This window comes from Salirhabdus salicampi (assembly GCF_024259515.1).
In the GTDB taxonomy this organism is placed as follows: domain Bacteria; phylum Bacillota; class Bacilli; order Bacillales; family Alkalibacillaceae; genus Salirhabdus_A; species Salirhabdus_A salicampi.
The window spans coordinates 120,117-132,482 of record NZ_JANBWE010000003.1; the positions used below are offsets into that span (position 1 = coordinate 120,117).

At 33.8% G+C, this 12,366-nt stretch carries 8 protein-coding genes; 2 read left to right on the forward strand and 6 right to left on the reverse strand.

Annotated features, from left to right (window positions below):
* Positions 1 to 4: 4 nt before the first annotated feature.
* Together NLW78_RS10570 and NLW78_RS10575 are read left to right on the forward strand one after the other, a co-directional pair.
* Positions 5 to 508, forward strand: a complete 504-nt coding sequence (locus NLW78_RS10570) for an RNA polymerase sigma factor (RefSeq protein WP_254497105.1) — start codon at positions 5 to 7, stop codon at positions 506 to 508.
* A complete protein-coding gene (locus tag NLW78_RS10575; protein WP_254497106.1) occupies positions 505 to 1,995 on the forward strand; it encodes a zf-HC2 domain-containing protein in 1,491 nt (496 codons plus the stop codon). Before NLW78_RS10570 ends, NLW78_RS10575 begins: the two co-directional genes overlap by 4 nt.
* A 340-nt stretch (positions 1,996 to 2,335) precedes the next feature.
* On the opposite strand, the gene NLW78_RS10580 is transcribed toward NLW78_RS10575, so the two are convergent.
* From NLW78_RS10580 to htpX, 6 genes are all read right to left on the reverse strand, one after another.
* Positions 2,336 to 3,052 (reverse strand): hypothetical protein, encoded by a 717-nt coding sequence (locus NLW78_RS10580; RefSeq protein ID WP_254497107.1) that lies wholly within the window; start codon positions 3,050 to 3,052, stop codon positions 2,336 to 2,338.
* Between the two features lie 18 nt (positions 3,053 to 3,070).
* The gene (locus NLW78_RS10585) at positions 3,071 to 4,636 is read right to left on the reverse strand and encodes a hypothetical protein (protein WP_254497108.1); all 1,566 of its coding nucleotides are present in this window, start codon (positions 4,634 to 4,636) and stop codon (positions 3,071 to 3,073) included.
* A 20-nt stretch (positions 4,637 to 4,656) separates the two neighbouring features.
* The gene (locus tag NLW78_RS15685; RefSeq protein ID WP_254497109.1) at positions 4,657 to 8,523 is read right to left on the reverse strand and encodes a vWA domain-containing protein; all 3,867 of its coding nucleotides are present in this window, start codon (positions 8,521 to 8,523) and stop codon (positions 4,657 to 4,659) included.
* Positions 8,516 to 9,781 carry a hypothetical protein gene (locus NLW78_RS10595; protein ID WP_254497110.1) on the reverse strand — a complete coding sequence of 422 codons (1,266 nt, stop codon included), beginning with the start codon at positions 9,779 to 9,781 and terminating at the stop codon, positions 8,516 to 8,518. Before NLW78_RS10595 ends, NLW78_RS15685 begins: the two co-directional genes overlap by 8 nt.
* Positions 9,782 to 10,205: 424 nt before the next feature.
* Positions 10,206 to 10,712, reverse strand: a complete 507-nt coding sequence (locus NLW78_RS10600) for a zinc ribbon domain-containing protein (RefSeq protein WP_254497111.1) — start codon at positions 10,710 to 10,712, stop codon at positions 10,206 to 10,208.
* Between the two features lie 473 nt (positions 10,713 to 11,185).
* Positions 11,186 to 12,265, reverse strand: coding sequence for a protease HtpX (gene htpX, locus NLW78_RS10605; RefSeq protein WP_254497112.1), 1,080 nt, complete (start codon positions 12,263 to 12,265; stop codon positions 11,186 to 11,188).
* Between the last annotated feature and the right edge of the window lie 101 nt (positions 12,266 to 12,366).

A 12,366-nucleotide genomic window follows, 5' to 3' on the forward strand; every position in this document is an offset into this window, starting at 1 on the left:
AATAATGGCAGATCCATTAGAACAGTTGTATACATACCATAAACATTCTATTTATCGTTATTTCCTCCGCTTAACATCCAATACACACCTTGCAGAGGACTTAACACAAGAAACGTTTTTTAAAGCATTTAAAGGGATGAACCATTTTCGCGGTGATAGTTCGTTAAAAACATGGTTGTTTAAAATTGCTCATAACACATACGTAAATGATGTAAGGAAAAAAGCAAGACAAATGGAAGAACAAGTTGATTTAATGTTAAAGGATTTATCGGATAAACAGAATGATTATAAAGCCATTGATGAACAAATGATGATCCAGCAAATATTAACCACTATGAACGAGAAAGAAAGGACATTTTTACTTTTACGAGACTTTCAGCAGTTCACTTATGGTGAAATAGCTAAAATTTTAAAATTGACAGAAGGTCAAGTTAAGGTTGGAATCTACCGTGCGAGGAAGTCATTTACAACATTATACCGAAGGCAAGAAGGGGAGGGTGAAGAATGAATTTAACATGTGAAGCGGTGCAAGACATGTACGTCTTATATGAAGAAGATGATTTGCATAGGAGTACAAAGAAAGCAATTGATGAGCACTTATCAACATGTACACAGTGTACAAAGGTATATAAATCCGGTGAAAATTTTATAACAGCAAAACAAGGAGAAGAAACGATAACACCACCTGATAAGTTAGATAAACAAATTAAATTAAAATTAAAATTACGAAAAATACAATTTGCTTTTTTGTTTTTTGTGGCGGTTATTCTCGTATATAGTTTTTTCCAATACGTAGATAATCGAAAAAATTTGTTATATGAGGTATCAAGAACAGAGCAAACACTTATGGATTTGAATTTTGAATTAGATCAAGTGAAAACTGAAGGTGATGTACGCCTTCAAACTTCACTTATTGAAGATATGAACGAGAAAACAAGTCGCATCCCAAGGTATTTAAATATTTATGAGAATTATCAATTAGATCAGCATCCTTATCAATTTAATCTAAGTGTTAACTATCATCTTTTTCTAGAAGCGTTACATGAACGTTACAAGCATGGATATTGGACATATAAAGATGAGGAAGCACTAAATCGAATGAAAGGTTACTTTGATGAGTATACGAGGTTATTAACAGATGAACGACTTAAGCTGAATGATGCTCGTAATTATCACCCATCATCCCTATTTACACCATTTAAAGGGAAAAAAATAAAATCAATCCATCAAAAAATTGATTACCTTGCTTATTCATATAGCAACTTTCTAAAATTTCCTGAAGAAGTAGATATTATGACGAAAGCCGAATTAAAAAAGCATGTACGGAAAATGTTTCAAATGCCAGAAGCAGAAGTTAGTGTAACTCCGGACGTCAAAGAAGAGATTGTGAGAGGATATGGACTATATAATACATCGCTAGCTAGTGAAGATTATTATGTATATGCTAGTTGGGATGCTTATACTGGTAGGTTGATTGAAGTTCAAAACCACCGCATATCCGAACGTGGAGAACTATTGAAAGAAAATCTCATTAGGGAAAAAGCCAACCAATATATAAATCAACTTCTAGGAGTACAGGAATTTCGACTTGATTATTTAGGTGTTAACTATCATTATCAGAGCAATATGGACACGAAAGTATATACGTATCATGTGAAACCTACGAATGATGGATTTGAAACAAATTCAGAATACAGGTTACGCATTGATGCAAGAACCGGTAATATCGCATCATTAATGTCAACCGACAATCCGTTTTATAATCATTTTACATTTGCTACAAGCGATGTAAAATTCACGAATTCCGATGGTTTAAAGTCTTTAGAGGAGAAATATCCCGAGGTTCAATTTCAATACAAGGATACGATATATATCCCTTCTCTTCTAAATAATGAGTATGTGTTGGTTCACCAATATGAAGGGGAGCATGAAGAAGGATATACAGTTAAGGTCTTGTTAAATGTTAATACCGGTGAGGAAGAGGTAATGTATTAACCATATAACGCTTTGACGATTACGAAGAAAAACGGGTGAAATCACCCGTTTATATGGTAGTACTACCTCTTTTTAATAGACTGTAAAAAAACTTTTGTCATAAATTATACATTTTAGGGAGAGAAAGCTCCTTTTCCACAGAAACATGAATCTAGAAAAACTAGCAAACTGAAAGTGACGGACCTATACTTATAGTCCGTTAAAAAATATACACAATACAAAAGAAAACCACGTTCGATATTATTAATATCGAACGTGGTTTTCTTACAGCCTGAAAGGATGGATTAAATCCAAGTGCTTTATAGTAATAATCTTTTGTACCAGCTATTCAATATAAGGTTTACTTCCTTAAATTCTTAACATTTATACCGGATTGGCGTACAAGCAAGTTTATAAACCGTTCATATTCACCGTTGTAGAACCATGCATTCGGTATTGGCAATTGAAATGGCCGCTCGTGATCTTGTTGCAAAAAGAGAGAAATGTGTTCGTTATATTTTTCTTTCACTTCGTAAGGAAAATCATCTAAATTTTCTTTTGCTAATTCAAATGACTCTTCGAATATATATTTATCAAATCCATTAGCCTTCAATTTTTCAGAGTGAGCTATATAGTTTATTATTGTTCGACCTATATATCCACTATTTATCGAATCCCAACTTAAGAATAGTCCGTATCCCTCTGAGCTATTAAGATAATTAATCCAAATTCCGTCATCTTGTAATATATATAAGAGTGGGGAATCATTTTTTTCAGGTAATACAGTAGCGTTAATAATATCTTTATAAATACTTACTTTGATTTTACGTTCCCTTATAAAAAAGAGAAAGAAAGAAAAAAACATCAATATCGCTAATATCATCCCTATCTTTTCCAATCCAAGTCTTCCTGTTATCGTGGCAGATATAGCAAATAAAATCCCTAAAAGGACTAGTTTAATAGATAAAGTAGAATTCGTTTTAGGAAGGTTAGATTTATCATAATCTGATACTTTTTCATAAAGAAATGGTCGTGCAAAGTACCAAGAAACAGCAGTGCAATAGAATTTTTCTCTCATTAAATAACTCCCTTATAGCTAAACTTTTCTTCCCTTTATTCGCAACACGATTACTATAGTAAAAATGATAATAACAAGATTTATGAAAGTCGTCCAAATCCATAGACTGGATTTGTCTCGTTCCCATGTATATGTGGATATATTGCCTACGCTATCCTTTACAAGAATTTCAATATCACCTTTGAACCCAACATTAAAGTACCCAGTATTTTCCTCATAGGTTATCTCATCGCCATTAATGATTAACGTACTACCAGCCTCTACAAAACCACTCGCAAAATTTCCCTTTACCTGTTTGTGGGTTGGTAGCGGCTGAATCATTTCTAAACGTGGTGACGTGTGGTCTATCGTTAAATGTTTAGAGTAAAGTTTCGTATTTCCGTATTCATCTTGAACCTTGGCAATGATCTGTCTATGCCCCTCTTCTATAGGGATGATCACATCTTCACTATCTGGGTTAACTGTCTGATTGAATATTGGCTTATCATTATCGTATAAAGTAACGTTGACCGGGAATTCAAATGAGAATGAAACATTAAGTTGAGTTGCGTTCGTGTTGGGTTCATCAATCGAGAACTTAACCTGTTCATCTTTAAACTCTTTATTTTTAATATAAAAGCTTGGTATTGTATGAAGTTTTGAAAAGGCGGTATCTCCTTTTTTTAAGATGAAATCTCCCTTATATTTCCCGTCGGTTTCTATACTCGTTATTAAGCCTCGGTAAAGGTAACGGTCATCAGTCTCATTGACTAATTCCATATCCTCTATTGACACATATGATTCCAACACTTCATTGTTTTCTGTTTCGTATAACCGATATTCTAAAGTATCCCATTCCAATCCTCTGGACACGTCCAACTCTAAAAATAAATTGCCATTTTCAATAATGATATCCTTAAGAATGTGATCGTCACCTTTATACTCTGAATTGGTATAATCAATTATTATATTTGGGTCTATTTCATTTTGCTCTATTACAATATTGTCTATTTTAGCTTTTAGCTTGTATTTATCACTAGGTATTGAATTAGGAAGTCTTACCGTTAATTCGTTATTTGTAACTCTTGTTTTTCCTATTTCGAATTCGTGCCACCCGTTTTGTTGTTGTAAGTAAATAGTTATAGCATCATCAAAATAAAAGTCGCCAGCTGAGTTCCAATTTAACTTTAGCTCCTGACCGTCGGAAATTGAAATCGTACCACTTTTCGGTTCAATCCATGTAATCTCAGGTATTTTTAGCGCCTCTTTAGTGACAAGGTTAAAATTATGTGATTCCCCTTCTGATTTAATAATGAATGTATAGGTGCCGGGATTTGCTGTTTTAACGGCCCAGAACCGTTTATTTGATAGTCCTAAATACATATACTCATCATAATCAAACTCTTTATGAGATATCGTTTGTCCACTTGGTAAAATCATATCTACCTCAAAGTTATCATGGTTAGAGTTTATCTCAAATTGAAAATTCTCTTTTAATTCCTTCATATCATAAGTTTTACTTATTTCTTCAGCGCTTATGAAAGAAGGAGTTAAAAGTACTCCTAGAATCATCATTAGAAGTACTTTTATTTTGTTTTTGACCACATTAAGCCCCTCCGAATTGTTTAATGAAAGAAATTATATTCGTCTTGCGTCTTATGCAATTTTAAAAAGCCGGCTTTTGCTACAATTTCAAACTCACTATTCCGTATGCTTGATGGTATTAACGTTATTTTTGCATTTCCTTTAATAAGTGGTGCTGGTTCTATTTGACCTAAAGCAAAAATCGTTAAGCGATTCCAATAGGCTGGATCCTGATAGGTTATCGTTACATTTCCTTTCATGTTCATTACGTCTGTTGTAAAGGTACTTTGGATTAAGTCTTTATTAATTCGACCATTCGCTTCTCCGAGTGTAAAACCTAAAAGTAACGCCTTTAATTTTGCTTCTGCTTCCCAACTACTTGAAAACATTTTTTTGAGTTTTCCATTAAACTCAACAGAGGCTAATGTCGCTTTATCTTCATCAATGTCAAATAGGTGAATATTTGCTATTTTTATACTATTTAATTCCTTAAAAAGCATTTTAATAGGGCGATTTCCTACAGTACCTATACCTGCAATTAACTCTTGCTCATTTTTAGAAGTGAAATCACCAATCAATCCAGCCTTTTCTGCAGTTAATCCAGTAGTTCCTAACTTATAATCCCCTTCAACGGTAACTCCAAGCCTTATACCGAAAGGAACTTCATATCCAAATGTAAACTCTTGAGACTCAATGGCTGAACCAATAAAAGGAATCTTTCCAAATAGATTAATTCTATCTAAACTCATATCGACTTGATATCGGTTTTTTATAATATCCGCCTCAATTGCACCAAAAGCATGACCGAAGTTAAAAATCTTTAAGTCGGTGTCCTTCAAATCTACTTTACCTTTGAAATTAGCTGAATCATCTCCGAAGGAAATGCCTACACTATATTTCCCGCCTAAAGCAGGTGCAAGTTTGTTAACAATATCTAAATTTTCTAAAGTTGTATGCTTTAGTAAAGGTTGTAGTCCACTAAACTCGGCAGTTGCTTCTAAGGTTCCGGGTGCTCCTCTATCATGTTTAGCCGTATATTTCATTTTGGAGCCAATTTCTATACCATACTTTTTAAAATTCAAAGTACTGCCATTTGATAGATTAAAGGTTTCTCCATTCGAATTTTTAGTCATTTTAAACCCATTACCTGTATCTAAAAGAGATTCAACAAAATCAAAACTAGCACCCTTTATGTTTAACTTAATGCCATTAAAATGGAGAGTTTCATGATTTTTTAAACTCATTTTAGAGCTATGAGGAAAAATAAAACGGTCGATGTTAGGATTCCCCATACAGTCGATAGAATTACCATTATCAACACAAGTATCTGCATATATTGTCGCCCAACCAAATTGAACCGAGTCTTTAATTCCAGGTTTTGAAAGTGTGAAAGAAACTTGTTCTTCTTTTCCTTCATCATTTGTCACAATGATTAAGTGATTTCCTAATGGGAGATTTTCAGGTAAAGATAAAGTAATAGCGTTTTGTTTTTGTTCAATAATCTTTCCCTTAACTTTACCGATATCAATTCCTTTAACACTATCGAGTTCTGTTCCTTCAAGGGTGACCTTATAGTTGTTTTCGTTGTTTTTATATAAAGTATTAGGTTTTACTCTTGATATATGAAAAGAACTAGATTCATCCAGATCCCCATCAGTATTATCTGTGACTCCAGAGGCAGGAATTGCTGCCTCATTTTCATTGCTTTCTTCTTCACCGAGTAGATATGATTTTTTATCATAAATATTTTCATATTCTACTTTTGCAATGTGACGGCCTTTTTCTGGTGACTCTAATTGATACGTAACTTTGTAAACATTGTTAAGTGAATTTGCAATTTCTTGGAATGACGTAAAAAGGGTTGCTTCATTAGGTGTAGCAATATAACGACCGCCTGTTTCTTCTGCTACTTCAGAAAGGGTTTCATATCCCGCTCCAAATCCAATTGCAAAAATGGTAATGCCATATCGGTTTGCTTCGTCGATAACTTGAGCTCGAGATTCAATTTGTGAAAATTGGTTATCCTCTCCATCAGATAAAATGAACAATACTTTATGTCCAGATTTGGATTTTAGGCGATTAATTTCGTAAAGGAGAGCCCCCGTAATATTGGTTCCACCATTAGAAGTTAACCCTAATGTTGCATCAATTAATTGATTTTTATCAGTAGTAAACGACTGAACTAACTGTTGGGAGTCATTAAATGAAACTAGTTCGGTCTCTTCATAAGTCTTCATATTACCTATGAATGATGCACTAGACTTTTTAGCTATTTCCAGTGGATTCCCCTCCATACTACCGCTTACATCAATCACCATTCCAATAGAACGTTGTAGCCCATTATTACCTAAATCACTTATTTTTTGTATATTAAAGTTTTGAATTGGCTTTCCGTTATCTGTGATGGATAACTTACTGGAGTTTAATTTATCTATTTCATCCGTACTGATATATAACGTAATTTCGCCATTTGCGTTGCCATGAATAGATGTTATTGATATGTTTTTATTATTTCCTTTTACACCATTTGCTAAGAAGTGCTGATAACTTCTATCAGAAGTTGATAGCTGAACGTTTATATTAGGAGAATGTAAAGCTTTAAATAATTTCTCTTTCGCTTCATATTGCTCTTTCATATACTTTTGTCTTTCCGTATATGATAAGCTTCCTTCAGAAGAACTTAACCGATCTTCGTTATAATTCAATGAACTAATAAGGTGTTGCTCAGTAGGAGCTAATAGATTCTGTTTCTTAACGAAATTTTGAATTTGTTCATTTGCCTTTTCATACTCCCCACTGTTGAAATAATATCGAGATAAACGAATATTAAGAGTTGGATCCTTAGGAGCATCTTCTTTGACAGTATCAACTAATGAATAGGCAAGTTCATTAGCTAAATCTAATTGATGATCATAGATGTTCTCGTAACTGACTTCGTTATCTTCCGTTTCCTCTTCAATAGCCCATGTTTCAAATGCCTTAATTCTGTTTCGTACGGTTCGAAGTTCTGCTCTCTGGTAATAAGGAAGTGTTTTAGCTTCATCTGATGGTCTATATTCCCCGCTTAAATATATTTCGCTAAGTAGAGAGACACTTTCACTATCTGATGGATAATCTTTTATAACATCAATTAGTAAAAATTCGCTTATCTCCCGGTAACCAAAAAAGTAACAAGTTTCAGCTAACTCTTTCTTCGTAATGGCAGATAATGTTTCAACCTTTTTTAGATTATCATTTATAAAATGATGGAACTCATTCTTCAATTGATTAACTTGTTTGTTTTCATTTCTAATCTTGAGATATTCAAGAATTTCAGTATCAAATTTAGCGATTAACTCTAATTCTTCGAATGGTATAGGAGAATGTTTTGCAATCATCTGTTTAAATGAGGATGCTTGTTCTCTTGCCAATAGAGCATAAGGATTATGATCTTCTGTTCCACTCGATTCAAAATGATTGTCAGTTATTTGTAACGTGTCCGCAATCATTTCTTCAGTCAAATAATCTGAATGCTTAACTTCTCCCGATAATTCATTTAATAGAACTTTAGCTCTTTTAACATTTCCTTGTTTGATAAATGAAAGAGCATATAGGTACTTGTTTTCAAGGGAGGGCTGCATTTCCCACTTATGTTTTACTTGTAAGGAATTGGACTCTTGGGAAGTAACTAAACCGGCATTTTTGTAATAATGTATCACTTCGTTAGAAGGAATGTGTTTGTTATCCCCATGGTCAAAGATTACTTGCACAACAGCTAGACCAACTATTAATAAAGTAACTACTCCCGTTGTTAACCATTTAGCGAAACGATTAGGGTTATATAATCGTAATGTAATAGAAATAGTCATGAGTGAACCAATGAGCATGACTAAAGTAATAATCATGCTATATAAAAGTGTGTTACTCACTGTGCCCACCTACTTTCTTTGCGACGAACCTTGTAGATAAGAAATGGGAAGATATATAATAAATAGCTGCTAAAATGGCAGTACTTATTACGACTTGAAGTGGGTTAAATCCAATCATTTCAGTTGAGTTCGTTAGGTTGCTTGATACAGAGATCGTTATCCATTTGGATAATACAAACACCATGATGCAAACGCCGGCAACTTTTGTTATAAACGTTCGCCAATTTCCTTTTACATCTGATTTTCCGAGCGCAAATACAAAGGTGATTAGTAAAGCGTATGGATGCCATACCCACCTAATCACACGTTCCAAACTGTTTAACCAATCAGCGCCCTCTAGGTCCGCTACCATTAAATTAGCACCTTGCATAATGTTAAGAGACACTGGATAGTTTAGTTGTATCAATTCAGCTAGATAACTAGTTGTAACGGTCCAACTTCCACCGATTGCATATAATTGCTCAGTTAGAATAACATTTGGAAGAAATAAATAGAATAAGGGTTCCTTACGATATTCATACCAAAATGTTGCTATTGTTGTAATCGATTTTCCAAATAAACCTGTTGTACTCGTCAAGTTCCAAGTAATAACCATTAAAATTAAGATTAGCATTTGATAAGAAAATAGAATCGTGACAAACGTTTTAATTGGATGAATAATAGATAACAATTTAAAAGAAGCATTATCTTCCCCCTCCCAAGGGCCGAGTCCGATAAAACCACCCAATAAATAAATGATAATAGTAGAGAGTGCTAGATTTAGGAATGGAACCGAAAGCTCGTAATTAGCCCCTTGCCCTGTATAGGAAGGATTAAAAAGGACTAATGTAACAAGTAAGAACACTAGATATAACAGGGAACTAAGGAATAGTGACATTCCTTTGTCTTTGGTTTTCATGGGTATGAAACGCTTGATTCCTTTAAAAAATATTGCGAGTAAGAGGAAAAGTAAAATCGTAACCGCTATAACAGGCAGGTGTATAGTAAATGTAGACATTACTGACCCTGCTTCCATATCTTCATGGACGACAGTACCTTGAAAGGTACCTCCATGCATAGCTACAAGCACATTCCAAAAGTTGATATTCAGTTCAGATGAGATACTTAGGGCAACTTCATCTTTTACTTGAAGAATGGCTGTTAAGAACCGATATGTAAAATCCTGAATGAGCAGTGACCTTTTAAAGACAAAAGAGATGGCAAAAGAAGTGAGTATAATAAATGCAAATATTACTGTTGTGTATAAAGAACTTTTCAATATTACGTTCTTCAAATAAGGCGAGTGTTTAGCTACATAGAATTTCACATCTACTAACTTCTCTTTTAATTGAGTAGTTTGTTGTGTACGTTTTGACTGAATAATACTAGGGTTATTGTTATCATTTTTTTTTATTTTGGTACCACAGTTTGTGCAAAAATTGCTCGTTTGATGTTTTGATTGACATTTGGAACATTGCATAACGATTAACCGCCGCCTCCCGAAAAAAAAGCCACCCTTATAGTGCATAGGTGGCTTTGTCAGTTTCTAATACTAAGTATGTAAACATTGTAATTGCTAGCCATGCGCTTAATAGTAGTATAGTTGTTAAAAAGAATCTAAGTACAAGGGCCTTTCCCAAATTGATTAGAGGCTCCGAGTCATTGATTGAACTCAATCAAAAGACTCAAATAAACGCGTCATATTACTCCCATAATTTCGTTAAGTCAGTACCACATTCACCGCAAAACTTTGCTTCATTAATAACCGGAGCTTGGCATTCTTCATTAGGACATATAAGATCATTATTTGGTGCTGTAGCAGCTACTTCTTCATTATTTGAGGTAGGTTCATCAAAATCTGAAAAGTTTGCACCACATGAAGAGCAAAACTTAATGTCGTTGATTACATACTCCCCACAGCTTTGGCATAGTTTTTTTCCATTTAATCTAGCAATTTCAAGTTCAGTCTCATTGATTTCATGTTGAAGTGTGTCTATCTGAAAAAATAAAGTTAATTCATTTTCAGAAAAGGTAACATTTGCTTCCTCTATATGTTTTTGATACGCAATTTTACCAATTTCAAAATACAATTCTTTAATTTCTTTCTCTTTACTGGAATTTTGCATTTTCAGGCGATTTATTTCTACAGTATCTTTAGTTTTTTTGCTAATATTTGTAGCGCCTTTTTTAAATGTATTCATAATACTCATTTGTTTTCCCCCTATAACTTTATACTTAAAAACACCCAACAAATAAAGAATGGTCAAAACCTATCTCGTTTGTGAGCACAAAGTTAATGGTCATAAAGACCAAGTTAATTGTACCTATCTTATAGTGTGAAAGCAATTAAAATTGAACTTTATGTAACATTTGGTGAATCTTAACATGACAGGAATGAATGCCTACTTGACAGCGATAAAAAGGATCATGCTTCAAATTAGAATAAATTGCTATCGTTAAGTGGATAGTCCACATGAATTGAAGGTTGATGGGGTATTAAAGTATCTTCGTGACCCCACACCAATTTACTTCTACAGAACAAAAGTATATTGCATGATAAGAGCAGTAACTAAAAGCTGAACTACATATTAAAGATTCCTATAATTGCTTTTACTACACAGAAGACATTTAATGATGATCCAAGCGATACCGAATATGAAAAAAACAACCTGAGCTACGTAGCTCAGGTTGTTTTTTCATGACGTGCCTTTAACCGTTCGATACGTCGATCAAGCGATGGATGTGTTGAAAAAATGTCTAATATTTTTTCTGGTGTATTAATTTTAAAGGCTGCATATGCTTGTTGTTCCTTTACTACTCTAGGGTTATCATTTTTTAAGCTTTCTAAGGCATATATCATCGAGTCGCTATTGATTAATTCACTCGCCAATTTATCAGCAGCAAATTCACGCCTTCTTGAAAAGGCTTTTACAACTAAACTTCCTAAAAATACAAGGAATAATGATATGAGAAATTTCACAATAGAGATAATGAAGAACATAAGTGCACTTACATTTTCGTTAAATAATGCAACCCATTTAATCATCGTAAGAGGTAACGTTATTAATAATATAATCGTATTTACAACACTTTGAACTAAACTTAACGTTACCATATCACCATTAGAAATATGTGCGATCTCGTGGGCTGCTACGGCTGCAATCGCTTTTTCATCCATCTCGTCTAACAATGCTGAACTAAAAGCAACAAGGGAACTGTTTTTACTTGGCCCAGTTGCAAACGCATTAACGTCTGGGCTATCATAAATCCCGACTTCGGGCATTTTTTTCATCCCTGCTTTCGCACATAATGAGGAGACAAGTTCATATAAACTTTTTTCCTCTTCACTTTGAAATTGATCTGGATTAATGATGTACATTTTGTGTGCTCTCTTTGCTAAGGCTTTGGAAAATAATAAGCTAATAAACGGAAATGTACAACCAAACAATAGTATGAAAGGTGCTAAACCTACGAGGGCACCAGCTGAAATAATGGATAAAGAAAATATAATTCCAATATTAGCTAATAGGAACCAACTCCATCTCTTCAATGCTCCCCCCCTAATATGTAATGGAGGCGACTTTTCAATATGATTTGTAATCCCGGTAAAATTTCTTTGTTCATAACTATAATGGTCACTAACGCTTTCCATATACTCAGTAGCAGCCGCTACCTCATCATGAATTGGAAATCCGCATTTTGGACATGATGCTGCTCTATTAGAGACTTGATTTCCACATTCATTACATGTAATCAATGCCAAAAAAATTTCCCCCTTTGTTGTTAACGACATTTTTTAACAAAATGTGACTTTATCTATTTCCCTAACCCAGAACTTTTTTCCTCCTTTTTCAAAAAATAATA

Bases quoted from the DNA above. Each gene is read 5' to 3' on its own strand.
- NLW78_RS10600 (WP_254497111.1), bottom strand. From the start codon at position 10,712: ATGAGTATTATGAATACATTTAAAAAAGGCGCTACAAATATTAGCAAA.
- NLW78_RS10575 (WP_254497106.1), top strand. From the start codon at position 505: ATGAATTTAACATGTGAAGCGGTGCAAGACATGTACGTCTTATATGAA.
- NLW78_RS10570 (WP_254497105.1), top strand. From the start codon at position 5: ATGGCAGATCCATTAGAACAGTTGTATACATACCATAAACATTCTATT.
- NLW78_RS10580 (WP_254497107.1), bottom strand. From the start codon at position 3,052: ATGAGAGAAAAATTCTATTGCACTGCTGTTTCTTGGTACTTTGCACGA.